Genomic DNA, 25,878 nt, shown 5'->3' with positions numbered 1-25,878 from the left:
AAAAGATGGCCACGCACGTCGTTAACGATCTTCAATGGTACGATGGCGTTCCGCGCTCCATCAAGCCCTACACCAGGTTCGGCATCATGCTGATCATCGTCTGTTTCGGTGGTTTCGGCACCTGGGCGGCTACGGCGCCGCTTGCCGCAGCGGTGATTGCACCAGGCACCTTCGTCGCCACCGGCAAGAACAAGATCGTACAGCATCTTGAAGGCGGCATTATCAAGGACCTGCTGGTCCGCGAAGGCGACCGCGTCAAGGAAGGCGATGACCTGTTGACGCTCGATGAAACCGCACCGCGTGCCAATGCGCAGCAACTATACTTGCGTCAGGCGCGCCTTGAGGCAATTCTTGCCCGGCTGCACGCGATCGTGCGCGGCGAAGACCGTTATCAGCCGCCTGCAATCATCCTCGATAATATCGCCAATCCCGAAATCAAGGCGGTCAATGACAGCCAGAGCGACAACTTCAATGCCGCTCACTCCAAATATGCCAATGAATACCAGATGATGCAGCGTAATATCTCGGCGCTCGAATTTCGCCGCATTGGCCGTAACGCCCAGATTATCTCCACCAAGAAACAACTGGCCCTCTTGAAGGACGAGTACGTAGCAAAGGATTCTCTCTTCCGTCAGGGACTTATGGCTCGCTCTGAAGTCAATGTGCTGGAGCGCGCCATTGCCGATGGCGAGGGTACCATCGCACGGCTCGATGCCGAGATCGAGGAAGTCAACGCGCAGATCGAGAAGCTCCAGAAGGAAATGATCCAGACAAAGGATACTGAAAAGCAGGCAGCCCTTGACGAGATACAAAGCGCCGAAGCCGAACTCGACACTGTACGCGAGCAATCGCGCCAGGCAGAAAACATCCTCGAGCGCACCGTTGTAAAAGCGCCGGTCGCCGGCACGATCATACGGCTCTACTATCACACGCCGGGCGGCGTCATCGAGACCGGCAAGCCGATCATCGAGATTCTGCCAGCCGGCGTGCCGCTCATCATTGAGGCGCAAATACCGCGCATGCAGATCGATGAGGTCAAGGAAGGGCAGGTTGCCCATGTACGCCTCAGCGCGCTCAATCAGCGCACCACGCCGATCATCAACGGGCGGGTCGACTACGTATCGGCCGACTCGATGACCGACACCAACCAACACCAGGAAGTCTATCTCGCCCGCGTCAGCATTCCGGCGGACGAACTTGCGCGGGTGCACGGTTTCACGCCAACGCCCGGCATGCCAGCGGACATCCTGATCCAGACGCATGAGCGCACATTCTTTGAATACCTGGCCAAACCCGTGATCGACAGCATGTCGCGTGCCTTCAGGGAATATTGATAAGGGGCCGCCAACAGATTGCCTCTGCGCAGGATTTGGCTCAAATATCAAGCGTGCTGACGTTTGAGTCCATTGCAACGCGGGGAGAGGCAAGATGAACTGGCGCAGGCTTCATAAAGTGCTCGCTGGTATCCCCGCGCGCTATCACCTGTTTGCCTGGATTGCGCTGGCGCTGATCGTCATCGTAACAGTTGGGCCGATCGGCCTGCGTCCGATCACGCCGTTCGGGCCGGATTTGGAGCGATTCACCGCATTTGTCGTGGTTGGGGGGCTGTTCAGCCTGACCTATCCCACGCGACGGGTTGCAAACACAGTCTTAATCGTACTCGCATGCGGGTTGCTCGAATACGCGCAGCACTTCATCCCGGGTCGGCATCCGGACTTCGGGAATTTCCTGGTGAAGAGCGCCGGGGCGGTGGCCGGCATGCTGGTCGGAACGCTTATTCGCTAGCTAAAAACGCGTATGGCGCTCGCGACTACACGGTCACGAACGCCATAAATCAATTTCGCGGCAATTAAAGTGCGGCCTGCCAGGCAACGCGGCGGATGTCAGCGCGGGCAATACCAAGATCGGCAAGATTGCGATCGGTGCAGCGGCTGAGTTCATGAAGGTTCTGGCGGTACTGGCGATACTGAAGAATACGGTTGCGAAGGCTCATTTTTTATACCCCTTTTGATTTCATTGGCCTCCCTGAAAGGAATATGCGTTGCTTCGGCGGGCAAGAAAATTGCCAATGTTGCAGAGCAGCATTGATGATGCTGCATAGCAGCAATCGAATGTTTGCGAGGTGCTCTTCCAAAGTTGGACCGCCGGCAGCTATATCTCGGTGCAAACAACTGCAGCGGGTAGAGATGCAAACGGTACCATCAGCACGCGAACGGCTCGAACTGGCGCTTGCCAAACTCGATGCTCGACGGGACGACGAGCGTGTCCTCGTCAAGGTCTATGTCGATGCGGCGCGCAACGCCGCCGAGGCCGCAGACAGACGTGCCGCTGAAGGCGGCTCCCTCGGTCCTCTTGACGGGCGCATCGTCTCGATCAAGGACCTTCTCGATATCGCCGGCGAGCCGACACTCTCGGGATCCGTCATCCGACGAACCGCTGCAGCCGCCGTAGCCGACGCCGTGGTGGTGGAAAGACTACGCAAGGCCGGTGCCGTGATCATTGGCAAGACGCTCATGACCGAGTTTGCCTTTACAGCGGTCGGCCTTAATCCCCACTATCCTGTCGCAGGCAATGCAGGTGATCCAGACCGGGTCGCGGGCGGTTCTTCGATAGGCGCCGGCATTTCAGTTGCCGAAGGCACGAGCGAAATCGCCATCGGTTCCGATACTGGCGGTTCTATCCGCATTCCCGCCGCGTTAAACGGCGTCGTCGGCTTCAAGCCAACGGCAAGGCGCATCCCGCTTCAGGGCGCCTTTCCGCTGTCTCCCAGTCTTGATTCTCTGGGTTCACTGGCGCGCTCCGTCGCGGATTGCGCGCTGGCGGATGCCATCATGGCCGATGAATTGCCGGCTGTGCCCATGCCCATCGCGCTGAAGGGCCTGCGAATCGGTGTGCCGCGCGGCCAACTCTTCGACTTGACCGAACCGTCGATCGCTACGGCATTCGAGACAAGCCTCGCCAGCTTCGAGGCCGCCGGTGCCATCCTTGCAGATTGCTCGATTGACGATCTCATCGATTCGATGGCTGCCGCAACCTCCGTCGGCTCGATCGCCGGCATCGAGGGAAGCAGGGTCCACGCCGACTGGCTGCATGATGAGAGCCTGGATGTCGATCAACGTGTTCGTCGCCCTCTGCTTCGCCGCCTTGCTGTCCCCGAGAGTGAATACATCGCTTTGATGCAGCGCCGGCGTGCGCTTGTAGAGGCGATGGATCGGCGGATGAGCGCTTTTGATCTTATTGCGGTGCCGACCTGTCCAATCGTTGCACCACTGATCGAGGAAGTCGCCGCCAACGAGCAGCGGTACCGGGAGATCGAAGGATTGCTTCTGCGCAACACGCAGGTAGCCAACCAGTTCGACCTGACGGCGATCAGCCTGCCTATGCCCGGCATGGCCTTGCCTGGCGGGTTGATGCTCATTGGCCGTCACGGCGCTGACCGTCGACTGCTTGCTATGGCTCTCTCCGTTGAACAGCTTCTTGCGAAAGCGATGTAGTCCTTGCTTCGCCTGATGTTATTTTGGCTCACGGCGGAAATAGCGCTCGCAATTTCCGGCAATCTGTTCAGGATGCGCAGCCGGACATTGCGACGTCCAGCCCGTGCATCATTCTAGAGGGGTTCCGGTCTTGATCCGCCATTGTGTATTTCTCCGCTTTCGTGATGAGGTCACCGCGCAGGAGCGCCAATCGATCTATCGCGATCTGCAAAAACTTTGCGACAATCTGCCCGGTGCGCTGGCAATCGCGTATGGCGGCAATGTCAGCCCGGAGGCAGGCATGGACAAGGGCTATTCCGAGGGGTTTATTCTCGATTTTGCCGATGCTACGGCGCGCGACGCCTATCTCGTCCATCCCGAACACCAGGCCATAGCAGGGCGCATCGTGGCCGCCACGGCAGACGGTGTTGCGGGCGTTTTGGTTTTTGATCTGGAAGTGTGAAAATGGGTGAGGACAAGGGATTCTTCGTAAAGCTGTTTCAGGCCGCAGTTGATGCCGCTGATCCTGAGCGGACGATTGCTGCACACTTGCCCCCGAAGCCGAAGGGCAGGACCATTGTCATCGGCGCGGGCAAGGGCTCGGCGCAAATGGCGAGCGCCTTCGAAAAGGTCTGGGACGGTCCGCTCGAAGGTGTCGTGGTCACCCGCTACGGCTTTGGCGCGCCATGCAAACATATCGAAATCATCGAAGCATCGCATCCGGTTCCCGATGCTGCGGGACTGCTCGCGTCCAAGCGCCTGCTCGAAACAGTGTCGGACCTGTCGGCCGACGATCTGGTGGTAGCCCTTATTTCAGGCGGCGGCTCGGCACTTCTTCCTTCGCCTCCCGAAGGCATGACGCTTGGCGACGAGATTGCCGTCAACAAGATGCTGCTTGCCTCGGGCGCGCCCATTTCGGCGATGAATGCGGTGCGCAAGCATCTTTCGACAATCAAGGGCGGGCGGCTCGCGGCAGCGGCACATCCGGCCCGCGTCTACTCACTGATCGTATCGGACATTCCCGGCGACAACCCGGCATTTGTGGCCTCCGGCCCCACCGTCACCGACGAGACCACACGCGAAGACGCGTTGCGCATTGTCGAACGCTACAATCTCGATTTGCCCAAGGCCGCGCTTGCTCATCTCAACTCGGCGAAGGCGGATGCGCCCAAGCCTTCGGACAGCGTCTTTACCGGACATGAACACCATGTGATTGCATCTGCTGCGGTCTCGCTCGAAGCGGCTGCCAAAGTGGCGCGCGACATGGATATCGAAGCTGTGATCCTTTCGGATGCGATCGAAGGCGAAGCGCGCGAGGTTGCCCACGTCCACGCAGCGATGGCCAAGCAGGTTCTGGCGAAGGACCAGCCGTTCAAGAAGCCGGTGGTCATTCTTTCCGGTGGCGAGACGACCGTAACCGTTCGCGGCAAGGGCAAGGGCGGACGCAACAGCGAATTCCTGCTGTCGCTGGCCATTGATATCGACGGTGTGGACGGTATCACCGCCTTTGCGGCCGATACGGACGGCATCGACGGTTCCGAGGACAATGCCGGGGCCTTTGCCGACAGCACGACAGTGGCGCGGCTCCTTGCCAAGGGGCATGACGCGTCGGCACACCTCAACAGCAATGATGCCTGGACTGCATTCGCAGCGATCGACGATCTTTTTGTGCCGGGCCCGACCGGGACGAATGTCAACGACTTGCGCGCCATTCTCATTCGCTGATGCCTTGACGCGGTATCGCCACGATTGAATGGTCAACGGGGTAGCGATTCTCCAGCGCCCCTTTGGCGCCATCACGCAAAGGAATATCGAATGCGAGCAGCACTGTCCGTCATCGCCCTTGGCCTCCTCGTCGTTGCGGGCTGCACCACTGGAATGAAGGGCGGCAGCACGGCCGCATCAGGGCCGTCGCCGGCCAAGGATACCTACTACGTGCCGCCACCGAAATCATTGACCACACGCGCATCGCCGTCGAAGGAACCGAGCGTAGCCGATGCGGCAAAGTCGGCGAAGCCCGCCGCGCCTCAATAGTTTTATCGAATTCGACCGTGCTTAGTGCAGCCGCCTGGCGATCTCCGCGAGGCGGCTTTCTTCATGGCGAATGCTGGACCGTCGGGGCCCTGAAACGACAAAACCCACCGCGGGAGGAGGTGCGGTGGGTTTCGTTGGGTATGGAAGGCCTTCTGGGAGGAGAGAGGCCATCCGTTTCGACAGAGCCGGGAGGAGGTGACGCTGCCGAAAATTCCTGATTTGAGAATAGCTCAACTGATCTGATTTAATATGCACAATATTGCATAGCAGCATTGCATTTGGTGCATTGCAGCAATTTGCGTCGCCAGTCGTCACGCCTCTATCACGGAGCGTTGACTATACAATTGGAACGGAACCAGTCCCCAATCCGTTAACAACCTATGAATGAGGCGAGTAGCAATTCTGCGAGCGCCGTTTGAACTTGGTTGGAAGGGGCAGGGCAATGCGATTCTCTAAATCATGTATCCCCGTACTCGCAGCAGGGCTGATGATGTCAGTTGCCGCGGGATATGCACCTGTCCAGGCTTTCAGCATCAAGAGCGAAGTCCAGTCTTCAGCACCAAAAGGCGGCGAGGGAGACGATGTCAACAACCAGCAGCTTGAACGTGCAGCCTATCTTGAGGCGCGCGCCTATATCTGCGGCACCAGCGAGGCCAGCGAAACCGCGATGCGCAAGGGCATGAAAGAGACCGGCCTTCCGGAGGATATCGCGGTCGAGATTGTCTCGGACCTTGCATCGGGAATTATCGATCGGGCCGTAAAGACGAAATCACAGAAAATCTGCGGCAAGGCTGAAGTTCAACTCTCACATTTTTGATAAGTCTTTAATTGCGGGTTGACGCAATAGGACAGTCTTTTCAGTGGCTTGTGCAACGTCATGTAAAATTTTAATGAAAGTTTATATTACTATTACAAGTTGTCACAATGATTTGAGGATATATGGGGTCTTTTCAATACGAGCAAGTTTCGATTATTGTTTGTGCGAAGTCTTGTCGGAATCAACAAGCACAATTAACTATGACGGGGAAATTCCGCGGAAGTATCGTGGAACGTCTTGCACCCCGCGTTGCTCGCATGGCTAGTGCCGGTGGACTGATGTGATGGGGCGAGCCGGGATTCATTGGATGGATGGAACGGAATGACGAAGAGAGCCAATAAACTTGAAGAATTAAAAGACGAACTCTCGAGACTCTGCGCCATGGCAGACGATGAAGGTTTTGAGATGATTGCTTATTTCATCGAGACCGCTATTCGTGAGGCCGATGAGCAGTTGTCGCAGGAAACGCGTGCCCTCAAGGGGCCGGAACTGCGTCTTCACTTCCGTTCGCTCTGAGACTGGCCATTGGGCTGCCCCGTTTGCCTCCAAATTCAAACAAGCTTCAATATTTGTGAATCATGAAACGGCGGGCGCGCATTGCGCCGCGCAGGGGCGCGCCTATATGAAGCCGATGACCCCAATATCCGTCCTCGACCTCTCACCGATCGCCGAAGGCAGCAATGCCGGGCAATCGCTTCGCAATTCACTTGATCTCGCCCAGAATGCCGAACGGCTCGGCTATAACCGTTTGTGGCTCGCCGAGCATCACAGCATGCGCGGTATTGCCAGCGCGGCGACTGCCGTCGTCATTGCTCATGTTGCCGCTGGAACTTCGACCATCCGCGTGGGCGCTGGCGGCATCATGTTGCCGAATCATGCGCCGCTGATGGTAGCAGAGGCCTTCGGAACGCTCGCTTCGCTGCATCCGGGCCGCATTGATCTCGGCGTCGGCCGCGCGCCCGGGACCGATCAGATCACGGCGCAGGCGCTGCGCCGCAATCTCAATCAGGACGTCAACGGTTTTCCGCAGGATGTGGTCGAGCTGATGGGCTATCTGCGAGACCCGGAACCCGGCCAGCGGGTCATCGCGGTACCGGGTGCTGGCACGAACGTGCCGGTCTGGATATTGGGCTCCAGCCTCTTTGGCGCGCAGCTTGCTGCGGCGCTAGGACTTCCATACGCCTTCGCGTCGCATTTTGCGCCAGCGGAAATGGAGCGGGCCATCGAAATCTACCGTGCCCGCTTCGAGCCTTCGGGACATATCGATCAGCCCTACGTAATGCTCGGCCTCAATGTTTTCGCGGCCGAAACAGATGCGGAGGCAAAACTGCTGCAGAGTTCGCAGCAACAGGCCTTCGTGAACTTGCGCACCGGCAGGCCCGGCCCGCTGCCGCCGCCGGTCGAAAACTACGAGGAAACACTTGACCTACACTCCAAGGCCATTCTTCGGCAGGCATTGTCGTGCAGCGTCGTTGGCTCGCGCGCGACGGTCAGGGCCGGTGTAGAGGAGTTTATTCAACGCACCGGCGCCGATGAAGTCATGGTCACAGGACAGATTTTCGATCATAAGGCGCGGATCAGGTCCTACGAGATCCTGGCCGAAGCGATGATCAAGCCCAGCGATGCGCTAAGCCGCCTGGCGTAGGCCGCCGGCTGCTTCGATGAAGGCAATGACGGCATCGAGCCCGTCGCGGCGCAGCATATCCGTAAAGACATAGGGCTTGCCGCCGCGCTGTGTTCTCGTGTCTGAATCCATTACCTCAAGATCAGCACCCACATAGGGTGCAAGGTCCTTCTTGTTGATGATCAGGAGATCGGATCGCGTGATGCCCGGACCGCCCTTGCGCGGGATCTTCTCGCCCTGGCACACCGAGATCACGTAGAGGGTGAGGTCAGCAAGATCGGGCGAGAAGGTCGCCGCCAGATTGTCGCCGCCCGATTCGATGAAGATGATGTCGAGATCGGGATGCCGCTTGTTCATATCGGCAATGGCCTGCAGATTGATTGTCGCATCCTCGCGGATCGCCGTATGGGGACAACCGCCAGTCTCCACACCCATGATCCGGTCCTCCGGCAGGGCCTGCAAGCGGTTGAGAATGAGCGCATCTTCCTTCGTATAGATATCGTTGGTGACAACCGCGACGGAATATCTGCCGCGCAACGCCTTGCACAGCATTTCCGTGACGGTGGTTTTGCCCGAGCCGACGGGGCCGCCAATGCCGACCCGCAATGGTCCATTCTGGGAAATCATGAGCGAAAGACCCTCGAATATTGTGTTTCATGTTGCATGGCGGCGATTTCCGACATGATCGCGGCCGAGCCAAGATCATCGAGGCTGGTCCGTGCTGCGGCACTTGCCACGCCAAGGATCGCCGGTTCAAGCGAAGCCATCAGGGCCACGCCCTGGCTTTGCCCGAGGGGCACCAGCCTAACCGCGCCCTGGATGAGGTTGGACAGGACGGCATGGAGATAGGCGGCAAGCGCCGGTTCGAGGTCTATACCGTTTGAGGCTGCGACTTTCGCTACAGCTACGGGGTAGGGTAGATCGTCTGCTGATCGCACGTCCATCCAATGGCTTGCCGCCTGGATGAAAGCGCTGCCTTGCAGCATCGTTTCCATGTATCGCTCGGCGGAGCCTGCCATTGCCGCGCCAAGCGCGGCGACATCCTGACCGGCATCAGGCTCGCTCCACGCCGCAGCAAAAAGGACGGCATCGTTCCATACAGAGCCATGGTGGAGGAGGTCGCGCAGCCAGTCTTCAAGCGTCGCCCTGTCGCGAATCATGCCGTCGTGAATCACCCGCTCGATGCCATGGCTGTACGAAAACGCCCCGACGGGGAAGGCCGGCGACAGCCAGGTCATGAGGCGGATGAGGTGAGGGGTGTTCACGACATAGGCCTCACGTAAGCGAGGGCCTCAATCATGTTCGTGCTCATGCTCTTGGCCGTGCCCGTCATGATGGTGCCCGTGCCCGCCATGATATGCCCCGCGCAGCGGGTGAAAGGGGGCGACAATCTCATTCACCCTTGCCCCCAACCCCTCGAGCATCGCCTTGATGACATGGTCGCGGAGGATCACGATCCGCTGTTCTTCCAGCTGCGCCGGCAGGTGACGGTTGCCGAGGTGCCAGGCAAGCTCCGAAAGATGTTGGCGATCGCGCGGCACGACCTCGTAAAGCTGCTCGTCGGCCGCGATGATTTCGGCCATTCGCCCGTCTTCGAGCACAAGGACGTCGCCATGGGCAAAGGCGATCGCCTCGGGCAGGTCAACGAGAATTTGTTCGCCGTTCCGCAAGCTCAGAACCTTACGCCGCAAATGCCGCTCATCATGGGCAAGGACGACGCTGTCGAACGGTGCGCCATGATAGTGCCCGGCGTGGTCGTGATCGGTTACCCGTTTCATTGCAAATGGTCTTCCTCATTGAAATCGTCGTTCATGCACAAGAAGAAGTCGAGCGGCGGCGCATTGCCGGTCAACTGGCTGAGCAGGGTATGTACTTGCCCGCGATGGTGTGTCTGGTGGTTGAAGTTCTGCGTCAGGCAGCGATCGAGTGTCGATGCATAGGGCGCGCCCTCCATCGTTGTCCAGCGGAACACGCCGGTGACGCGATCCTCGCCAAGGTCGCCGATGACATCGATGATGTGATTGTCAAATGCGTCGCGGGTCGCCCGTAGATCCGCGAGGTTGTCATGAAGGATGACGTCGAGGCTCGGCGGAATGTAGGGATTGCCCGTAATCCGCCCGAACCACAATTTGTCGATGGCGAGAATATGATTCAGCGTGCCATGCACGGACCGGAAGAACGCCCGCCGGTCGGCATAATAGTCTTCGCTGTCGAGCCTCGCGGCAGCGTCGTATATGCGGGTATTGGCCCATTTGTTATAGTAGGCCAGCCGCTTGAAGTGCTCTTTCATTAATTTACCACCCATCAGAACAAGAAATAGCGCTGCGCCATCGGCAGTATAGTGGCCGGCTCGCAGGTCAGCAATTCGCCGTCGGCCCGCACCTCGTAGATCTCGGGGTCGACCTCGACATGCGGCGTGGCGTCATTATGGATCATCGAAGCTTTGGAAATGCCGCCACGGGTGTTCTCGACGCCGATGAACTGCTTGTCGACGCCAAGCGACTGCCGCAGGCCGGCTTCCTCAGCCGCCTTGCTCACGAATGTCACCGACGAATTGCTGACATTGCGGCCAAAGGCGCCGAACATGTAGCGGTAGTGCACCGGCTGCGGTGTTGGGATCGAGGCGTTGGGATCGCCCATGGGCGCGGCGGCAATCGAGCCGCCAAGCAGCACAAGATCGGGTTTGACGCCGAAGAAGGCCGGGTTCCACAGCACAAGATCGGCCCGCTTGCCGGTTTCGATCGAACCGACATGCCGCGAGATGCCTTGCGCGATGGCAGGGTTGATCGTGTATTTCGCTATATAGCGCTTCACCCTGAAATTGTCGTTGTCGCCGGTCTCCTGCGGCAGGCTTCCGCGCTGCCGCTTCATCTTGTCGGCCGTCTGCCAGGTGCGGATCAGCACTTCGCCGACACGGCCCATCGCCTGGCTGTCGGACGAGATGATCGAGAAAGCTCCGATATCGTGGAGTATGTCTTCAGCCGCGATGGTCTCCTTGCGGATGCGGCTCTCGGCAAAGGCAACGTCCTCCGGGATCGATGAGGAGAGATGATGACAGACCATCAGCATGTCGAGATGCTCGGCGATCGTGTTCTTCGTATAGGGCCGGGTCGGATTGGTCGATGAAGGAATGACATTCGCCAGTCCGCAGATCTTGATGATGTCGGGGGCGTGGCCGCCGCCGGCGCCTTCCGTGTGAAATGCATGGATGGTGCGCCCCTTGAAGGCGTTGACCGTATCCTCGACGAAGCCGCTTTCATTGAGTGTATCGGTGTGGATCATCACCTGTACGTCGTACTCATCGGCAACGGTCAGGCAATTATCGATAGCCGCAGGGGTCGTTCCCCAATCCTCGTGCAGTTTCAGCGAGCAGGCGCCGCCGAGAATCATTTCCACAAGCGCCTTCGGCTGCGAGGCGTTGCCCTTGCCGGAAAGGCCGATATTCATCGGAATATTGTCGAAGGACTGGATCATTCGTGCCAAATGCCATGGCCCGGGCGTGCAGGTGGTGGCCAAGGTTCCATGGGCCGGGCCGGTTCCGCCTCCGAACATCGTGGTCACGCCCGACATCAGCGCTTCCTCGATCTGCTGCGGACAGATAAAATGGATATGTGCGTCCATGCCGCCAGCGGTCAGGATCTTGCCTTCGCCTGCGATGATTTCCGTGCCCGGCCCGATGATGATCGAAACGCCGGCCTGCGTGTCGGGATTGCCGGCCTTGCCGATGGAGGCAATCAAACCGTCTTTAAGGCCGACATCGGCCTTGTAGATGCCGGTATGATCGACGATCAAGGCATTGGTAATGACGGTATCGACAGCGCCGTCCGCCCGTGCGATCTGGCTCTGCCCCATGCCGTCGCGAATGACCTTGCCGCCGCCGAATTTCACTTCTTCGCCATAGACCGTGAAGTCCTTCTCGACTTCGATAAAGAGTTCGGTATCGGCAAGGCGCACACGGTCGCCGGTCGTCGGGCCGAACATGCGGGCATAGGCGGAACGGCTGATTTTAGCGGGCATGGACATTCCCTCTTCGATGGATAAGCTGCGGTATTGCCGGTTCAGTGTGACACATTCTCGCCGTGTTATTGCCCCGACAAGACCCGATTGCTGACCGCTTCAGATCGAATTCCGCATGTGAACTGCGCCCGTCATCAGTAGATGATCGTTCGCCAATCGCATGAAAGGAAAAACGATGCGAAAGATGATAGTCCTGACGCTGTGTGCGGCATTCCCGCTGGCGACATCCGTTGCCTACGCGCAGCCCGCCGCTCCGCAGGCCCCGTCGGCTGAACAGCCGGCCGGCAAGACCGAGGCGCCAGCAAAAGGCGGCGCGACGCCGATCACCACCATCAACATTGTCGATATCAACGAACTGCCCGAAGGGACGAAGAGCCAGGTCAACGAGGCTATCGCCAAGCGCAGCGATACGGACGTACAGAAGCTCCGGACCTCGATTGACAAGTCGCCCCAGGTGTCGGCCGCCCTCAAGGAAAAGGGTCTGACGTCCGCTGCCGTTGTCATCGCAAGCCTTGATTCCAAGGGTCTGCTGACGCTGGTCACCAAGAAGCCGAGCTGACCGCCCGCTTCTGCCCGGCAATTCGGTAAGCGCGTTGCGATCGGATATCTTCCGGTCGCTTTTCGGCATGAAAGATTCAAGCGGTATTCTCAAAGCTTGCCCATGATCTTTTGCTGGAATCCGTAGACGGTCCGGTTCCCGCCGAGCGGCACCAGCGTGACGTCGCGCTCCTGTCCGGGCTCGAAGCGGACTGCAGTGCCGGCGGCAATATCGAGGCGCATGCCGCGGGCTTTTCCGCGCTCGAAGTCGAGGGCGGAATTGGTCTCCAAGAAATGGTAATGCGAACCGACCTGAACCGGCCGGTCGCCCCTGTTGGCGACCTTCAAGGTCACCGTGCTCGCGCCGGCGTTGAGTTCGATGTCGCCCTTGGCCGGGATGATTTCTCCTGGGATCATCGTCTGCTCCTAGCGGATCGGTTCATGTACGGTGACAAGCTTCGTACCGTCCGGGAACGTTGCCTCAACCTGGATGTCGTGGATCATCTCGGCAATGCCCTCCATGACCTGCTCGCGCGTAATGACATGGGCGCCCGCTTCCATGAGATCGGCGACGGAGCGTCCGTCACGGGCGCCCTCGACAACGAAATCGCTGATCAGGGCAATGGCTTCGGGGTGATTGAGCTTGACGCCGCGCTCCAGCCGCCGGCGCGCGACCATTGCCGCCATGGAAATGAGAAGCTTGTCTTTTTCCCGTGGAGTGAGGTTCATCGTTTCCCCTAGAAATTGTACTTACATTCGCGTCTAGATTGCCCAGACTTTAGGCACGCCTGCCTCTTCATTCAGCAGTTCGATCAAAGGAACCAGCCGTTTTCGCAGGTTATAGGCATCGCCGTCGATCAGTCTCGCAAGAAGCTTGCCAGACCAGAAGGAGGCACCGCCTTTCGCCCCAATTATTTTCCGGGCGGCATCGAGATGACGCTCCGCATCGGCGCCGAGCAGCAATACCGTTGCCATGGCCCGAGCACCGCCGAGCAGGGCTGGTTGACGGAGCATCGAACCGGCATCGGGACCAAGACGAAAATCCTCGGCATGGACGAGCCGGTTGTCGCGCCAGATGCGCCAGCGATCATGGATCGTTGCAGTCTCGATGTTTTCGCCCATTGCCTTGCGCCCGAAAACGATCGGCTCGATGATCAGTGCGCGGCTTGTCCCGGCAAGACTGATATTCAGGCTGCGGCGCAACGCCGATTTTTCGAAGACAATGGTTTCCTGCGGCAGCCACGCCAGCGAAGCCCCTTCGCCGACGCGAAGCTTCGTTTCGACGTCGGCGGTATCGGCGGATGCGCGATAGATGCGCTCGCAAGCCTGCGTCGTGATCTGCGCCCTGCAGTTCTCAGCTACATCGAACTCCCAGCGCATCCTGTCGCCGCCGGTCAGGCCGCCGGACGTGTTGATCATCACCGCCTCAAGGCCGTGGTCGTCGCGCTCGGGCAGGCGAATCTTGGCGCAACCCTCCTGATAGAGCGAGGCTATACGGGTGCGGCCATTCACATGTTTGACGGAAAGGCGCGCCGCGCCGTAAGCGCGTTGCGGCGCGGCCGCGACAATATCAGGGGACGAATGAAGGTTCATGCACGCAGGCTAGAGCAAGCCTTGCAGGGGTGAAAGCTCAAACTTTGCCAAGTTCAATGGCGCGCTGGCGCGCCGCATCGACAGCTTCGGTAACAAGCTTTTGCATTCGGTTCTCCCCCATCAACACGTTGAGCGCTGCAGCGGTTGTGCCGTTCGGACTTGTCACCTGCTCGCGTAGCGTTGTTGGCGTGTCCTTGCTCGAAGCGGCAAGAGCACCCGCGCCATAGACGGTCTGCATCGCCAATAGTTCCGCGGTGCTGCGTTCGATCCCTGCGGCGACTGCTGCCTCGGTCAGGCATTCGATGAAATGAAACACGTAGGCCGGACCCGAGCCTGAGACCGCGGTCACCGCGTCGATCAGGCTCTCGTCGGCGACCGAAGCGACAGCGCCGCTCGTCTTGAGCAGTGTATTGACGAAACGCGCATCCTCGTCCTCCACATTGCTGTTGCGGTAGGTGACGATCATGCCTTTCCCGATCGCCGCTGGCGTGTTCGGAATCGTGCGAACAATGGCGGCGTCCTTGCCGAGGTTCTTTTCAAAGAATGCGACGGTGATGCCGGCAGCGACGCTGACGAATGTCGCCGTCCTGGCAAAACGCTCATAGGCTGGAAGCACATCGCCCATGACCTGTGGTTTGACCGCGACGAGGATGACGCGCGGTACAAGGTCGGCGGGCAGGCGGCTTGCATTGGCAACGGCTTCCACCCCCAATCCTGCTGCCCGTTCACGCAACGTGTCGGTCGGTTCGACGACATGCACCTGGCCCGGCTTCAGCACGCCGGCATCGAGCCAGCCCTTGAGCATGGCAAAACCCATATTGCCGCACCCGACCAGAACCACATTCTCAGCCATTATCTTTCTCCCTGATTTTTGCGCACTTTGATCCGCTCCGGTGCTTCGGGTCAACCGCCGATCGCCACTGACCTGTGCAGGTTCCGATTAACCATTTATTTTTGACGTGACTTTAGATTGGATTAACCTTCGTCTATGAACGAAAGACACAGGTTACGGCAGTGCTGGGGTTGGGTTGCAGATGAGTAATCGCGAGAACGAGACGAAGAAGCGGCCACGGTCGCTGCTCTCGTTTGCGGGCCAGCCGGAAGAGCCGGCTGAAGGTTTAGGGCCATCGTTTCGTCACGAAAGCGAACTCGAACGCTATCATCGCATGCGCGCTTTGCGCCTGGCCGCAGCGAGCGACGATCTGCAGCGATCATGGCCGGAAACGGCCCGTAGTCTCACCCCGGAGGAAGCCGAACAGGAAGCAGTTGATCGCTTGCGCGCCGAGATGGCCGCAATCAAGGCCGAGCTCAACCGGCGTGGCGACGAAGAAGCGCGCAGCGTCGTGCCAGGCGATGGCGACACACAGCCCTTGCCGGTAGAGGATCTGGCGCAAGCCACTCAACCTTCGCAACCGATCGGCGGCGCAACCGAACATTCGTCTATGCCGGAAGAGGTCGCGCCAGTTGCGGAATTGCTTGTCGATACAGACACCGCCCCCGAAGAGAAAGCACATGGCATCCGGCCGCTGCGGTGGCTTATCGTTGCCGTGGTCATCATCGGAACGCTATTCAGCGTCGATAAGGGCATTATCCTGCCCGTAGGCGTCGCCTTGGGCATTGCCTTGATAATCGGAATGATCGAGGCATCGCAGGTCCGGAAGCGCAAGGCTTCCGCATTATCGGAGAGGCCGGTGAAGCCGGCCTCGCTCGTCGCGGAAACGGACCCCGTTCAGGCCTCGGATATTGCAGCCTCGCGGCTCGATACTGCGATCAAGCAGGTGAAGGACCGGACGACGCCTTAGTGCAGTCTCGGAGTGGGACCCTGTCCCTTGTCGTCAATGACATAGCCGCGATAGAACCGGTCCAGCGTAAATGGCGCGGAAAGCGGGTGCGGCTCATCCTTGGCGATGGTCCAGGCGAAGCATTTTCCCGAAATCGGCGTCGCCTTGAACCCGCCATAGCACCAGCCGGTGTTCAGATACATGCCGGGCAGCGGCCCCGTGGTGATGATGGGGGAGCCGTCCATGGTCATGTCCATGATGCCGCCCCAGGAGCGAAGCAGCTTGACGCGTGCTAGTGCCGGGATGACGGCGACGAATTCGCTCATTACATCTTCGACGACCGGAAGGTTGCCACGCTGCGCATAGGAATTATAGCCGTCGATATCGCCGCCGAACACAAGCCCGCCCTTGTCCGACTGGCTGAAATAGAGATGTCCGCCGCCGAAGGTCGCGACCGTGTCGACGACGGGCTTCAGGGCCTCCGAGACAAAGGCCTGCAGCACGTGCGATTCAAGCGGGAGGCGGTCGATGCCGGCGCGGCGCATGAGTTCGCTGGTATGGCCAGCGACCGCGCAGCCGACCTTCCTGGCCTTGATCGGACCGCGCGTCGTCATGACGCCTGTAATGGTATCGCCGTCCTTGAGGAAGCTTGTGACCTCGCAGTTCTCGATGATATCGACGCCGAGCTGATCGGCGGCGCGGGCATAGCCCCAGACGACTGCGTCATGGCGAGCCGTTCCGGCGCTGCGCTGCATGAGCCCGCCGAGAATCGGAAAACGCGCATTGTTGCTGATGTCGAGGCCGGGGATCAGTTTCTTGATCTGCTGCGGGTTCATCAACTCGCAATCAATGCCGTTGAGACGCATCTGGTTGCCGCGGCGTGCGTAAACGTCGAGCTGCGGCAGCGTATGGGCAAGGTTGATAACGCCGCGCTGTGAAAACATCACATTGTAGTTGAGGTCCTGCGATAGCGTTTCCCAGAGCTTCATCGATGCTTCGTAGAAGTGCTGGTTTTCGGTGAGGAGATAGTTCGAACGGATCGCGGTCGTGTTGCGGCCCATATTGCCGGAGCCGAGCCAGCCCTTTTCGACGACCGCAATATTGCGAATGCCATGCTCCTTGGCAAGATAATAGGCTGTCGCAAGACCATGGCCGCCGCCGATGATGACGACGTCGTAGGCTGGTTTCGGATCGGGTTTGCGCCAGGCAGGCTTCCAGTCCTTATTGCCGTTGAGGGCGTTCTTGAGCAGGCTGAAAGCTGAATAGCGCATCGAAAATTCCGGATTCGGGGAGAGATTCTGTGATCATGCATGGATTTGGCGTGCTCGCCAAGCAACGATTGGAAGCCTGACGCGCCTCTGGGGCACATCATCGCATTGCTGTTCCCGACCGCTTTCGCTATTGCGTCAGCGAACGCCGCTTTGACGGTATTATTCGGCCGCAAAATCAACACTATGGTGGCCGATCCACCAGTTCGACGCCCGGGAGCAGCACATGGCAGTGACGATCAATGGCAAGGAAATTGCCGAGGACGTGGTTTCGAAGGTCAAGGCGTCGGCCGCCGAACTGATAGAGTCTACCGGGATCACGCCCGGTATCGCCGTCGTCATCGTCGGTGAAGATCCCGCAAGCCAGGTCTATGTCGCCTCAAAGGGCAAGAAGGCCCGTGAATGCGGCTTCAAATCCGTACAGCACACCCTCGCCGAGGATACCAGCGAGGAAGAACTTGTTGCTCTTGTCGAGAGCCTCAATGCCGACCCATCGATCCACGGCATCCTCGTGCAGCTGCCGCTGCCAAAGCACATCGATTCCGGCCGCATTATCCAGACGATTTCGCCGGACAAGGACGTCGACGGCTTCCATTTCATCAATGTCGGCAAGCTCGGCACCGGCGAACTCGATACGGCTTTCGTTCCGTGCACGCCGGCAGGCTCCATGCTGCTGATCGAGCGCGTTCTGGGCCGGGACCTCTCCGGGCTCAACGCAGTGGTGATCGGCCGCTCGAACATTGTCGGCAAGCCGATGTTCAATCTGCTCCTTGCTCACAATGCGACGGTGACGATTGCCCATAGCAGGACCAAGGATCTGGCGGGCATCTGCCGCAACGCAGATATTCTCGTCGCCGCCGTCGGCAGGCCGCAAATGGTCAAGGCCGATTGGGTCAAGCCCGGCGCAACCGTGATCGATGTCGGCATCAATCGCATCCCGGCTCCGGAAAAGGGCGAAGGCAAGTCGCGCCTCGTCGGCGATGTCGATTTCGCGGATGCGGCGACGGTTGCGGCCGCGATCACACCGGTCCCCGGCGGCGTCGGTCCGATGACGATCGCCATGCTGATGGCCAATACGCTCGTTGCGGCCTACCGCTCGGTTGGGAAGGTGCCGCCACGCTTCTGATCGATTTGCTCTAACAGGGAATCTCGCTAAAAGAGCACATGGCCCAAGCCCTCAAGGTCAGCAGAACCTTTGCCTTTCTGCTCGTCGACAAATTCCCGATGTTCAGCCTTGCCGCTGCCATCGATACGATGCGCACGGCCAACCGCATGGCCGAGCAGCCCTATTATTCGTGGATCATCGTGTCGGCCAATGGCGAGGCAGTGACCGCCTCGAACGGCCTGCAGATCAATGTGGATTATGCGCTCGCCGACCTTCCGTCGTCCGATATTTTCTTTGTCTGCGCCGGCCTCAAGACCGACTTCGACGACAAGCAGAAGGTCATTGCCGCCTTGCGCAATCTCGGACGGCGTGGCGCGGCGCTGGGCGGGCTCAATATCGGCAGCTATATCCTTGCCGAAGCCGGCCAGCTCGAAGGTCATCGCTGCACGATCCATTGGGAGAACCGTGCCGGCTTCCAGGAGAAATTCCCGCAGATCGAATGCACGGGCAACGTTTTCGAGATCGACCGCAAGCGCTATACCTGCGCCGGCGGCACCACCTCGATCGACCTGATGCTTGAAATCATCCGGCAGGATTTCAGCCCGGCGCTTGCCAACGAGGTCGCCAACCAGTTCCACCATGAGCGGATTCGCTCGCAGACCGATCGCCAGCGGATCGGGCCGGAGCGGGACCTGACCGGCAAGTCGGAAAAGCTGCGCAAGATCGTGGAATTGATGGCCGACAATCTCGAACAGCCGAAATCGGCGGTCCGGCTTGCCAAGGCGGTGGGTCTGTCGGTGCGGCAGGTTGAACGGCTATTTCTGCGCCACCTCAACATGACGCCGGGCCGTTACTATATGAGCCTGCGGCTGGAGCGGGCACGCGAATTGCTGCGGCAAACCCATTCGCCGATTCTCGACGTCGCGCTCGCAACGGGATTTACGTCGCATTCCTATTTCGCGCAGAGCTACCGGGCGCAATTCGGGCGCTCGCCTTCAGACGAGCGCCGCACGACGTACTAGCGCTTCATGTTCTAGCCGAACACGGAAGCTCCGTGATCGGCCCGGCCGACTGCCTGGCGGAATGTCGCGAAGAGTTCGCGGCCCATGCCATAGCTGTTATGGCTGATATCAACCTCGGGGGCGGGACGGCCAGCCAGAACGTCCGGATCCTCGAGCACATCCAGCGCGCCTATTTCCGCGTCGAGCCGGACGACATCGCCATCCCGGATTTTGCCGATAAGGCCGCCGTCGAGTGCCTCGGGCGTCACATGGATCGCGGCCGGAACCTTGCCCGAAGCGCCAGACATTCGCCCGTCCGTAACGAGCGCAACTTTGTAGCCCCGATCCTGCAGGACCCCCAACGCCGGGGTCAGCTTGTGCAATTCGGGCATGCCGTTGGCGCGCGGGCCCTGGAAACGCACCACAGCCACGAAATCGCGGTCGAGCTTGCCTGCCTTGAACGCATCCTGGAGTTCGGCCTGGCTGTCAAAAACGATGGCCGGCGCCTCGATAATATGGCGGTCGGCCTTCACGGCAGAAGTCTTGATGACGGCGGTGCCGAGATTGCCCTTGAGCATCTTCAGTCCGCCGGTCACCTGGAACGGCTCCTTGTAGGTGGACAGGACCTTCTTGTCGCCGCTCTCGGCAGCAATCGGCTCGCGCACGACAGCGCCGTTTTCGCCGAGCTTCGGCTCGATCGTATAGGCGCGCAGTCCCTCGCTGCCGCCCCAGACGGTCTTGACGTCCTCGTGCAGGAGCCCGGCATCGAGAAGTTCGCGGATGATATAACCCATGCCGCCGGCGGCATGGAAATGGTTCACGTCGGCAAGACCGTTCGGATAGACACGGGCGAGCAGCGGCACGATGTCTGACAAGTCGGAAATATCCTGCCAGGTCAATTTGATACCGGCTGCAGCCGCCATGGCGACGAGGTGCATCGTATGGTTGGTGGAACCGCCTGTCGCATGCAGTCCGACGACGCCGTTTACGATCGTCTTCTCGTCGATCATCTCGCCGACCGGCGTATATTCGTTGCCGAGAGCGGAAATGGCGAGCGCCCGCTTCGCAGCTTCGCGGGTCAGCGCTTCGCGCAAGGGGGTCCCCGGATTGATGAAAGAGGCGCCAGGCATGTGCAGGCCCATGATCTCCATCAGCATCTGGTTCGAATTGGCGGTGCCGTAGAAGGTGCAGGTGCCCGGGCCGTGATAGGATTTCGATTCCGATTCGAGCAGCGCATCACGCCCGACCTTGCCCTCCGCATAGAGCTGGCGCGTCTTCGCCTTTTCGTCGTTGGGCAGGCCCGTCGTCATCGGTCCGGCTGGAACAAATACCGCTGGAAGATGACCGAAGGTGAGCGCGCCGATGACGAGCCCGGGCACGATCTTGTCGCAAACGCCAAGATATACCGCGGCGTCGAACATATCGTGCGAAAGGCCGATCGCCGTTGCCATGGCGATGACATCGCGCGAGAACAGGGAGAGTTCCATCCCCGGCTGACCCTGGGTGACACCGTCGCACATGGCAGGAACACCGCCGGCGACTTGCGCCACGCCGCCAGCTTCCTTGGCCGCCGCCTTGATGAGCTGCGGGTAGGTTTCAAACGGTTGATGGGCCGAGAGCATGTCGTTGTAGGAGGTTATGATGCCGAGATTGGGCACCACGTCGCCGGCAAGCGCCGCCTTGTCGGATGGACTGCACGCGGCAAAGCCGTGGGCAAGATTGGCGCAGGCGAGCGCGGAACGTTTCGGCTTGCGCGAGGCTGCCTCCCGCAGGTGATCGAGATAGACATCGCGCGTCGGTCTTGATTGTTCGCAAATGCGATTGGTAATGCTTTTTACCCGTTGCAGGACGGTCATCTTCTATCTCCTCTTGGCGGCTGCCCGGAAGTTGGGAGCTTCCCGATGCAGCGACGCAGTCGGGCCGCTTACGGCGCCCAGAAAATCTCAAGCTCGATCGGCTCATAGCGCAGAACCGCACGGATCGGCATGTCGAGCGCGCTGCCTTCGCCAAGCGCAGCATCGAGCACTTCCTTCTTCGCCGCGCCTTCAATATGCAGTGCCACGAAGCGCGATCCGGCAATCATCGGAAGCGTCAGCGTCAGCCTCGGTTCGCCCGCGCCTTCCGCCTGCATGGGCAGAACCGGCGCCGTCTGGTCCGGCGCAATCGCCGCAGCAAGATGGTCACCGCCCGGAAAGAACGATGCCGTGTGCCCGTCGTTCCCCATGCCAAGTACGGAAACGTCAAACGGGCGTCCAAGCCGGCCGATTGCTTCCGACGCCAGTTTAGCACCTTGTTCGACATTGGGCGCAGGATTGTAGAGGCCGACGAAATTGGCATCCGCCGCTTCGTTTTGCAGGAGCAGCTCGCGTACGAGCTTCTCGTTGGACCGGTCGCTCGTCGGCGGCACATACCGCTCGTCGATGAGGGTGATCGTAATGTTCTTCCAGGGCAGCCGCTTGTTGGAAAGGGCTTTGAAGAAGCGGGCAGGGGTCGTGCCGCCGGAGACCGCAAGCACGGCACTTCCGCGTTCCTCGCATGCGGCACCAAGCCGTTCGGCGACGGCGGATGCGAGTGCCGCTGCGAGCGCATCACCGTCAGCGAAACTGTTCAGCTTGTGATCGATCACCATGGCGCGTGCGACCTTCCTATGCTTCCGCTTCGTGCCAGGTCCGACCGTCGCGCTCGATCAGGGCGATCGCAGCCGATGGTCCCCAGGTGCCGGCCGTATAGCCGTAGGGCGGCTGTCCGTCCTCGGCCCAGGCCTTGAGAATGGGGTCGACCCACTGCCAGGCCGCAACCACCTCGTCGCGGCGCATGAACAGCGTCTGGTTGCCGCGCACGACATCCATGATCAAGCGTTCATAGGCGTCGGGATTGCGTGCCTGGAAGGACTCGGCAAAGCTCATGTCGAGCGGAACATGGCGAAGCCGCATACCGCCCGGACCCGGATCCTTGATCATCATCCACTGCTTCACACCCTCGTCGGGCTGCAGGCGGATCACGAGCTGGTTGGCGACCACACGGCCGGCGCTGTCGCCAAATATCGAGTGCGGGATGGGCTTGAACGAAACGACGATCTCAGATGCACGCGTCGCTAGGCGCTTCCCGGTCCGCAGATAGAACGGCACGCCGGCCCAGCGCCAATTGGCAATCTCGGCCTTGATGGCAACAAACGTCTCGGTGCTGCTCGGCTTGCCGAGTTCGTCCAGATATCCCTTGACCGCGCCACCGGCGGACGCCCCGGCGCGGTATTGGCCGCGCACAGTCAATTCCTGGTAATTTTTGTTGTTGATCGGGCTGAGCGAGCGCAGCACCTTCAGCTTTTCGTCGCGCACCGCATCGGCGTCCATCGACGACGGCGGTTCCATGGCGACGAGGCAGAGCAGCTGCAGCATATGGTTTTGCACCATGTCGCGCAGCGCACCGGCCGTATCGTAATACCCCGCGCGGTTCTCGAGCCCGACTGCTTCAGCCACGGTGATCTGGACATGGTCGATATGAGCCGAGTTCCACAAGGGCTCGTAGAGGGCATTGGCAAAGCGCAGGGCCATCAGGTTCTGCACGGTTTCCTTGCCGAGATAGTGATCGATGCGGAATATCTGTTGCTCGTGGAAGACGTGGCCAATCGTGTCGTTGAGGGCGATCGCCGAGGCGAGATCGCGGCCGATCGGCTTCTCGACAATGATGCGGGTATGATCGTGCACGAGCTTGTGGCTCTTGAGCCGGCTCGTGATATCGCCGAACAGTGACGGGCTGACCGCTAGATAGAAGGCACGGATCCGCTTGGTGTCGTTGCCGATCGCCGCCTTGAGTTCCTCCCAGCCATTATCGGACGTGGCATCCACGGCGACATAGAAGATCCGGGAAAGAAACTGGTCGAGCTGCTTTGGATCGATCTCGTCGGCCTTAACGAATTCCTTGATCGCCGCCGCCGCAAAATCGCGGTAGCCCTGGTCGGTCATGGCCGAACGCGAGGCACCTATGATGCGGGTCGGCTCGGAGAACTGCCCGTCACGCTGACGCTGGTAGAGAGCCGGTATCAGTTTGCGCTCTGCAAGATCGCCTGTGCCGCCGAAAACGATACAATCAAAGGGTTCAACCGGGATTATCTGGCTTGTCATACGGATGCTCTCGTTATGCCTGAATGCGTCGAAGGGCGCAGCGTTGTATAATCTAATCGATTTAAAATGACCAGTCCCAGCGCACGAACTGCGTCAAAATGCATTCCCAATTCGTGTCGGTTCACTTACGATTGCAACGAACAGGAAGTAGCCATGGTACAGAATCTCTCCAAAGTTGTCGCGCAGGATCAAAAGTTCCTGAACATCATCAACGGTCGGCAGGTAGCGGCACTGTCGCAAGAAACGATCACTGTTTTGTGTCCATCGGATGGCCTTGGCTTTGCAAGCATCCCGGCAAGTAAGGCGGAGGATGTCGACCTGGCCGTTGGTGCGGCGCGCGCCGCCTTCGATCATGGACCCTGGTCGCGCATGCCCGCTGTTGAACGCGGCAGGCTGTTGACCAAGCTCGGGCAATTGATCGAGCGCCACGGCGACGAACTCGCAGCGCTCGAATCGCGCGACACGGGCAAGCCGCTGCGCCAGGGAAAGGCCGATGTTGCCGCTGCGATGCGCTATTATGAGTTCTATGGTGGCGCCGCCGATAAAATCCACGGCGATACCATTCCTTTCAATGATGGCTACACGGCGCTCACCTTGCGTGAACCGCATGGGGTCGTTGCGGGGATAATTCCCTGGAACTATCCGCTGCAGATCCTGGCAAGGGTCGTGGGGGCAGCGCTTGCCATGGGCAATACGCTGGTGGTCAAACCTGCCGAAGATGCATCGCTTTCGACGATCCGTATCGGAGAACTTGGCATCGAAGCCGGTTTTCCGGAGGGTGTGCTCAATATCATCACTGGTTATGGGCGCGAGGCGGGGGCGGCGCTGTCCGCGCATCCGGGCATCGACTACGTAACATTCACCGGGTCGCCGGCCACCGGCACCGCCATCCAGCAGGCAGCCGCCTTCAACAACCGCGGCGTTACCATGGAACTTGGCGGCAAGTCGCCGCAAATCGTCTTTGCCGATGCCGATATCGACAAGGCCTTGCCGGTCATTGTCAATGCGATCATCCAGAATGGCGGCCAGAGTTGTTCCGCCGGCAGCCGCGTGCTTATCGAGCGCAGCATCTATGACGAGGTTGAGGGCGCGCTCGCCGAACGCTTTAGCAAGCTTGTCGCCGGCCCGCACGATGCCGATCTTGACCTTGGGGCCGTAATCAATCCGGCGCAGAAGCGCCGCATCGATTCCTATGTTGCCGGCGCCGTGGAAGGCGGCATCGAAATCGTTGCGCGCGGGTCAATTGCTGCTGCCGCGCCGGCGGCCGGTTATTACGTAGCGCCTGTGCTTTTCGGTTCTGTCGATCCCTTGGCGGCGATCGCGCAGGAGGAAGTGTTCGGTCCGGTCCTATCGCTCCTTGCCTTTGACGACGAGAGCGACGCGATCAGCATTGCCAATAATACTGAATACGGCCTTGTCGCGGGGGTTTGGACGAAGGACGGCGCGCGTCAGCATCGCGTCGCCAAGCGGGTCCGCGCCGGGCAGGTCTTCGTCAACGCCTATGGCGCTGGGGGCGGCATCGAACTGCCCTTCGGCGGTTTCAAACGATCCGGCCATGGCCGCGAGAAGGGGTTCGAGGCGCTTTACGATATGTCGGCGACCAAGACGATCGTTTTCCGCCACGATTGACCGCAAATATCAAGCAATTCCAGCAATGAGCATATCCAGGAGATGAAATGACCCGTTTGGCAGGCAAGACAGCAATCATCACCGGCGCAGCGTCAGGGTTCGGCGAAGGGATGGCAAAGCGCTTTGCCGAGGAGGGCGCCAATGTCGTGGTGGCCGACCTCAATCTCAAGGGTGCGCAAAAGGTTGCCGCAGCTATCGGCGCGAAGGCCATCGCCGTTCATGCCGACGTGACGCGGAAGGACGAGGTAGAGGGCATGGTCCAGGCGGCAGCCGACCAGTTCGGCCGCATCGACATCATGGTCAACAATGCCGGCTTCACCTACCGCAACGGGTCGATGCTGGACGTTGATGAGAGCACGTTCGATCTTATCACCGGCGTCAACATGAAATCGATCTACTATGCGGCGCTGGCCGTCGTTCCGATCATGGAGGCGCAGGGCGGCGGCACGATCATCACCACGGCGTCGACGGCGGGATTGCGGCCGCGGCCGGGCCTGACCTGGTACAACGCTTCCAAGGGATGGGCGATCAGCGCCACCAAGTCCATGGCCATCGAGCTTGCACCCAAGAAGATCAGGGTAAACTGCCTCTGCCCTGTGGCAGGCGAAACGCCGATGCTCGGGCTGTTCATGGGCGAGGACACGCCGGAGAAGCGTGCCCAGTTCAAGGCGACCGTGCCTCTCGGACGCCTGTCGACGCCGCTCGATGTCGCCAATGCTGCGCTATGGCTTGCCTCGGACGAAGCGGAGTTCATAACCGGGGTTGCGCTTGAGGTGGATGGCGGTCGTTGCATCTGAACAATGAACTCAGGTTGCATCAAAACTTGAATCAGTTGCCGGGTGGTCTACATTGCACGCGTAGTCCAGCTTTTCCCACGG

29 protein-coding genes are annotated in these 25,878 nt (G+C 59.8%); 15 read left to right on the top strand and 14 right to left on the bottom strand.

The window, feature by feature from the left end:
* The first annotated feature begins 5 nt into the window (after positions 1–5).
* Both GF108_RS12225 and GF108_RS12220 read left to right on the top strand, forming a co-directional pair.
* On the top strand, positions 6–1,334 hold the full coding sequence (locus GF108_RS12225; protein ID WP_027230295.1) for an HlyD family type I secretion periplasmic adaptor subunit: 1,329 nt from the start codon (positions 6–8) through the stop codon (positions 1,332–1,334).
* Positions 1,335–1,428: 94 nt separating this feature from the next.
* Complete coding sequence (locus tag GF108_RS12220; RefSeq protein WP_153668135.1) at positions 1,429–1,785, top strand: VanZ family protein; 357 nt, start codon at positions 1,429–1,431, stop codon at positions 1,783–1,785.
* A 64-nt stretch (positions 1,786–1,849) separates the two neighbouring features.
* Here GF108_RS12220 and GF108_RS12215 read toward each other — a convergent pair whose 3' ends face one another.
* A complete protein-coding gene (locus GF108_RS12215) occupies positions 1,850–1,993 on the bottom strand; it encodes a DUF1127 domain-containing protein (protein WP_081815759.1) in 144 nt (47 codons plus the stop codon).
* A gap of 193 nt (positions 1,994–2,186) precedes the next feature.
* On the opposite strand from GF108_RS12215, the gene GF108_RS12210 reads away from it, so the two are divergent.
* The 7 genes from GF108_RS12210 (at position 2,187) to GF108_RS12180 (ending at position 7,969) form a co-directional block, all read left to right on the top strand.
* Positions 2,187–3,494, top strand: coding sequence for an amidase (locus GF108_RS12210; RefSeq protein WP_153668134.1), 1,308 nt, complete (start codon positions 2,187–2,189; stop codon positions 3,492–3,494).
* A gap of 130 nt (positions 3,495–3,624) precedes the next feature.
* Positions 3,625–3,936 carry a Dabb family protein gene (locus tag GF108_RS12205; protein WP_153668133.1) on the top strand — a complete coding sequence of 104 codons (312 nt, stop codon included), beginning with the start codon at positions 3,625–3,627 and terminating at the stop codon, positions 3,934–3,936.
* A gap of 2 nt (positions 3,937–3,938) precedes the next feature.
* Complete coding sequence (locus tag GF108_RS12200) at positions 3,939–5,198, top strand: glycerate kinase (RefSeq protein WP_153668132.1); 1,260 nt, start codon at positions 3,939–3,941, stop codon at positions 5,196–5,198.
* Positions 5,199–5,288: 90 nt separating this feature from the next.
* On the top strand, positions 5,289–5,507 hold the full coding sequence (locus GF108_RS12195; protein ID WP_091950383.1) for a hypothetical protein: 219 nt from the start codon (positions 5,289–5,291) through the stop codon (positions 5,505–5,507).
* Positions 5,508–5,994: 487 nt separating this feature from the next.
* A complete protein-coding gene (locus GF108_RS12190; protein WP_153668131.1) occupies positions 5,995–6,324 on the top strand; it encodes a hypothetical protein in 330 nt (109 codons plus the stop codon).
* 321 nt (positions 6,325–6,645) lie between these two features.
* Positions 6,646–6,840 carry a hypothetical protein gene (locus tag GF108_RS12185; RefSeq protein ID WP_153668130.1) on the top strand — a complete coding sequence of 65 codons (195 nt, stop codon included), beginning with the start codon at positions 6,646–6,648 and terminating at the stop codon, positions 6,838–6,840.
* A gap of 115 nt (positions 6,841–6,955) precedes the next feature.
* Positions 6,956–7,969, top strand: a complete 1,014-nt coding sequence (locus tag GF108_RS12180; RefSeq protein WP_153668279.1) for an LLM class flavin-dependent oxidoreductase — start codon at positions 6,956–6,958, stop codon at positions 7,967–7,969.
* Here GF108_RS12180 and ureG read toward each other — a convergent pair.
* From ureG to ureC, 5 genes are read right to left on the bottom strand one after another with little or no spacing between them, the layout of a single operon-like run.
* A complete protein-coding gene (gene ureG / locus GF108_RS12175; protein ID WP_153668129.1) occupies positions 7,952–8,575 on the bottom strand; it encodes an urease accessory protein UreG in 624 nt (207 codons plus the stop codon). The two genes, GF108_RS12180 and ureG, sit on opposite strands and share 18 nt — an antisense overlap.
* Positions 8,572–9,186, bottom strand: a complete 615-nt coding sequence (locus GF108_RS12170) for an urease accessory protein UreF (RefSeq protein WP_153668278.1) — start codon at positions 9,184–9,186, stop codon at positions 8,572–8,574. Before GF108_RS12170 ends, ureG begins: the two co-directional genes overlap by 4 nt.
* Before the next feature lie 54 nt (positions 9,187–9,240).
* Positions 9,241–9,726 (bottom strand): urease accessory protein UreE, encoded by a 486-nt coding sequence (gene ureE / locus GF108_RS12165; protein ID WP_153668128.1) that lies wholly within the window; start codon positions 9,724–9,726, stop codon positions 9,241–9,243.
* Positions 9,723–10,238: a DinB family protein gene (locus GF108_RS12160; protein ID WP_246663919.1), complete on the bottom strand. Its 516-nt coding sequence runs from the start codon at positions 10,236–10,238 to the stop codon at positions 9,723–9,725. The genes ureE and GF108_RS12160 overlap by 4 nt, the downstream gene beginning before the upstream one ends.
* Before the next feature lie 14 nt (positions 10,239–10,252).
* Positions 10,253–11,965: an urease subunit alpha gene (gene ureC / locus GF108_RS12155; RefSeq protein ID WP_153668126.1), complete on the bottom strand. Its 1,713-nt coding sequence runs from the start codon at positions 11,963–11,965 to the stop codon at positions 10,253–10,255.
* A 175-nt stretch (positions 11,966–12,140) separates the two neighbouring features.
* Between ureC and GF108_RS12150 the strand changes: the two genes are divergently transcribed.
* Complete coding sequence (locus GF108_RS12150) at positions 12,141–12,524, top strand: hypothetical protein (RefSeq protein ID WP_153668125.1); 384 nt, start codon at positions 12,141–12,143, stop codon at positions 12,522–12,524.
* A gap of 89 nt (positions 12,525–12,613) precedes the next feature.
* Here GF108_RS12150 and GF108_RS12145 read toward each other — a convergent pair whose 3' ends face one another.
* From GF108_RS12145 to proC, 4 genes are read right to left on the bottom strand one after another with little or no spacing between them, the layout of a single operon-like run.
* The gene (locus GF108_RS12145; protein WP_153668124.1) at positions 12,614–12,919 is read right to left on the bottom strand and encodes an urease subunit beta; all 306 of its coding nucleotides are present in this window, start codon (positions 12,917–12,919) and stop codon (positions 12,614–12,616) included.
* Positions 12,920–12,928: 9 nt separating this feature from the next.
* The gene (locus GF108_RS12140; RefSeq protein ID WP_091950364.1) at positions 12,929–13,231 is read right to left on the bottom strand and encodes an urease subunit gamma; all 303 of its coding nucleotides are present in this window, start codon (positions 13,229–13,231) and stop codon (positions 12,929–12,931) included.
* A gap of 33 nt (positions 13,232–13,264) precedes the next feature.
* Positions 13,265–14,095, bottom strand: a complete 831-nt coding sequence (locus tag GF108_RS12135) for an urease accessory protein UreD (protein WP_153668123.1) — start codon at positions 14,093–14,095, stop codon at positions 13,265–13,267.
* A 37-nt stretch (positions 14,096–14,132) separates the two neighbouring features.
* Positions 14,133–14,948, bottom strand: coding sequence for a pyrroline-5-carboxylate reductase (gene proC / locus GF108_RS12130; protein WP_153668122.1), 816 nt, complete (start codon positions 14,946–14,948; stop codon positions 14,133–14,135).
* Positions 14,949–15,129: 181 nt separating this feature from the next.
* Here proC and GF108_RS12125 point away from each other — a divergent pair, with 181 nt between their 5' ends.
* Positions 15,130–15,897 (top strand): hypothetical protein, encoded by a 768-nt coding sequence (locus GF108_RS12125; RefSeq protein ID WP_153668121.1) that lies wholly within the window; start codon positions 15,130–15,132, stop codon positions 15,895–15,897.
* Here GF108_RS12125 and GF108_RS12120 read toward each other — a convergent pair.
* Positions 15,894–17,147, bottom strand: a complete 1,254-nt coding sequence (locus GF108_RS12120; RefSeq protein ID WP_153668120.1) for a sarcosine oxidase subunit beta family protein — start codon at positions 17,145–17,147, stop codon at positions 15,894–15,896. The two genes, GF108_RS12125 and GF108_RS12120, sit on opposite strands and share 4 nt — an antisense overlap.
* Before the next feature lie 223 nt (positions 17,148–17,370).
* On the opposite strand from GF108_RS12120, the gene folD reads away from it, so the two are divergent.
* Together folD and GF108_RS12110 are read left to right on the top strand one after the other, a co-directional pair.
* On the top strand, positions 17,371–18,270 hold the full coding sequence (gene folD, locus GF108_RS12115) for a bifunctional methylenetetrahydrofolate dehydrogenase/methenyltetrahydrofolate cyclohydrolase FolD (RefSeq protein ID WP_027230275.1): 900 nt from the start codon (positions 17,371–17,373) through the stop codon (positions 18,268–18,270).
* A 38-nt stretch (positions 18,271–18,308) separates the two neighbouring features.
* Complete coding sequence (locus GF108_RS12110; protein WP_027230274.1) at positions 18,309–19,271, top strand: GlxA family transcriptional regulator; 963 nt, start codon at positions 18,309–18,311, stop codon at positions 19,269–19,271.
* 11 nt (positions 19,272–19,282) lie between these two features.
* Here the strand turns inward: GF108_RS12110 and edd are convergent, their stop codons facing one another.
* The 3 genes from edd to zwf form a co-directional block, all read right to left on the bottom strand.
* The gene (gene edd, locus GF108_RS12105; RefSeq protein WP_153668119.1) at positions 19,283–21,106 is read right to left on the bottom strand and encodes a phosphogluconate dehydratase; all 1,824 of its coding nucleotides are present in this window, start codon (positions 21,104–21,106) and stop codon (positions 19,283–19,285) included.
* A gap of 68 nt (positions 21,107–21,174) precedes the next feature.
* Positions 21,175–21,879 carry a 6-phosphogluconolactonase gene (gene pgl / locus GF108_RS12100; protein WP_153668118.1) on the bottom strand — a complete coding sequence of 235 codons (705 nt, stop codon included), beginning with the start codon at positions 21,877–21,879 and terminating at the stop codon, positions 21,175–21,177.
* 16 nt (positions 21,880–21,895) lie between these two features.
* Positions 21,896–23,371: a glucose-6-phosphate dehydrogenase gene (gene zwf, locus GF108_RS12095; protein ID WP_153668117.1), complete on the bottom strand. Its 1,476-nt coding sequence runs from the start codon at positions 23,369–23,371 to the stop codon at positions 21,896–21,898.
* 153 nt (positions 23,372–23,524) lie between these two features.
* Between zwf and GF108_RS12090 the strand changes: the two genes are divergently transcribed.
* Entirely contained in the window at positions 23,525–25,000 is a 1,476-nt protein-coding gene (locus tag GF108_RS12090; protein WP_153668116.1) for an aldehyde dehydrogenase family protein, read from the top strand.
* Between the two features lie 47 nt (positions 25,001–25,047).
* Entirely contained in the window at positions 25,048–25,797 is a 750-nt protein-coding gene (locus GF108_RS12085) for an SDR family oxidoreductase (protein ID WP_153668115.1), read from the top strand.
* Positions 25,798–25,878 lie beyond the last annotated feature (81 nt).

The sequence above is a fragment of the Phyllobacterium sp. SYP-B3895 genome (assembly GCF_009647635.1).
Classification (GTDB): Bacteria; Pseudomonadota; Alphaproteobacteria; order Rhizobiales; family Rhizobiaceae; genus Phyllobacterium; species Phyllobacterium pellucidum.
Note: the sequence above shows the minus strand (reverse complement) of the source record. Positions and strands in the feature narration are given on the sequence as shown.

What these genes read in the sequence shown, in the direction of transcription:
- GF108_RS12225 (WP_027230295.1), top strand. Translation starts at nt 6, where the DNA reads ATGGCCACGCACGTCGTTAACGATCTTCAATGGTACGATGGCGTTCCG.
- GF108_RS12220 (WP_153668135.1), top strand. Translation starts at nt 1,429, where the DNA reads ATGAACTGGCGCAGGCTTCATAAAGTGCTCGCTGGTATCCCCGCGCGC.
- GF108_RS12215 (WP_081815759.1), bottom strand. Translation starts at nt 1,993, where the DNA reads ATGAGCCTTCGCAACCGTATTCTTCAGTATCGCCAGTACCGCCAGAAC.
- GF108_RS12210 (WP_153668134.1), top strand. Translation starts at nt 2,187, where the DNA reads ATGCAAACGGTACCATCAGCACGCGAACGGCTCGAACTGGCGCTTGCC.
- GF108_RS12200 (WP_153668132.1), top strand. Translation starts at nt 3,939, where the DNA reads ATGGGTGAGGACAAGGGATTCTTCGTAAAGCTGTTTCAGGCCGCAGTT.
- GF108_RS12195 (WP_091950383.1), top strand. Translation starts at nt 5,289, where the DNA reads ATGCGAGCAGCACTGTCCGTCATCGCCCTTGGCCTCCTCGTCGTTGCG.
- GF108_RS12190 (WP_153668131.1), top strand. Translation starts at nt 5,995, where the DNA reads ATGATGTCAGTTGCCGCGGGATATGCACCTGTCCAGGCTTTCAGCATC.
- GF108_RS12185 (WP_153668130.1), top strand. Translation starts at nt 6,646, where the DNA reads ATGACGAAGAGAGCCAATAAACTTGAAGAATTAAAAGACGAACTCTCG.
- GF108_RS12180 (WP_153668279.1), top strand. Translation starts at nt 6,956, where the DNA reads ATGACCCCAATATCCGTCCTCGACCTCTCACCGATCGCCGAAGGCAGC.
- ureG (WP_153668129.1), bottom strand. Translation starts at nt 8,575, where the DNA reads ATGATTTCCCAGAATGGACCATTGCGGGTCGGCATTGGCGGCCCCGTC.
- GF108_RS12170 (WP_153668278.1), bottom strand. Translation starts at nt 9,186, where the DNA reads ATGACCTGGCTGTCGCCGGCCTTCCCCGTCGGGGCGTTTTCGTACAGC.
- ureE (WP_153668128.1), bottom strand. Translation starts at nt 9,726, where the DNA reads ATGAAACGGGTAACCGATCACGACCACGCCGGGCACTATCATGGCGCA.
- GF108_RS12160 (WP_246663919.1), bottom strand. Translation starts at nt 10,238, where the DNA reads ATGAAAGAGCACTTCAAGCGGCTGGCCTACTATAACAAATGGGCCAAT.
- ureC (WP_153668126.1), bottom strand. Translation starts at nt 11,965, where the DNA reads ATGCCCGCTAAAATCAGCCGTTCCGCCTATGCCCGCATGTTCGGCCCG.
- GF108_RS12150 (WP_153668125.1), top strand. Translation starts at nt 12,141, where the DNA reads ATGCGAAAGATGATAGTCCTGACGCTGTGTGCGGCATTCCCGCTGGCG.
- GF108_RS12145 (WP_153668124.1), bottom strand. Translation starts at nt 12,919, where the DNA reads ATGATCCCAGGAGAAATCATCCCGGCCAAGGGCGACATCGAACTCAAC.
- GF108_RS12140 (WP_091950364.1), bottom strand. Translation starts at nt 13,231, where the DNA reads ATGAACCTCACTCCACGGGAAAAAGACAAGCTTCTCATTTCCATGGCG.
- GF108_RS12135 (WP_153668123.1), bottom strand. Translation starts at nt 14,095, where the DNA reads ATGAACCTTCATTCGTCCCCTGATATTGTCGCGGCCGCGCCGCAACGC.
- proC (WP_153668122.1), bottom strand. Translation starts at nt 14,948, where the DNA reads ATGGCTGAGAATGTGGTTCTGGTCGGGTGCGGCAATATGGGTTTTGCC.
- GF108_RS12125 (WP_153668121.1), top strand. Translation starts at nt 15,130, where the DNA reads ATGAGTAATCGCGAGAACGAGACGAAGAAGCGGCCACGGTCGCTGCTC.
- GF108_RS12120 (WP_153668120.1), bottom strand. Translation starts at nt 17,147, where the DNA reads ATGCGCTATTCAGCTTTCAGCCTGCTCAAGAACGCCCTCAACGGCAAT.
- folD (WP_027230275.1), top strand. Translation starts at nt 17,371, where the DNA reads ATGGCAGTGACGATCAATGGCAAGGAAATTGCCGAGGACGTGGTTTCG.
- GF108_RS12110 (WP_027230274.1), top strand. Translation starts at nt 18,309, where the DNA reads ATGGCCCAAGCCCTCAAGGTCAGCAGAACCTTTGCCTTTCTGCTCGTC.
- edd (WP_153668119.1), bottom strand. Translation starts at nt 21,106, where the DNA reads ATGACCGTCCTGCAACGGGTAAAAAGCATTACCAATCGCATTTGCGAA.
- pgl (WP_153668118.1), bottom strand. Translation starts at nt 21,879, where the DNA reads ATGGTGATCGATCACAAGCTGAACAGTTTCGCTGACGGTGATGCGCTC.
- zwf (WP_153668117.1), bottom strand. Translation starts at nt 23,371, where the DNA reads ATGACAAGCCAGATAATCCCGGTTGAACCCTTTGATTGTATCGTTTTC.
- GF108_RS12090 (WP_153668116.1), top strand. Translation starts at nt 23,525, where the DNA reads ATGGTACAGAATCTCTCCAAAGTTGTCGCGCAGGATCAAAAGTTCCTG.
- GF108_RS12085 (WP_153668115.1), top strand. Translation starts at nt 25,048, where the DNA reads ATGACCCGTTTGGCAGGCAAGACAGCAATCATCACCGGCGCAGCGTCA.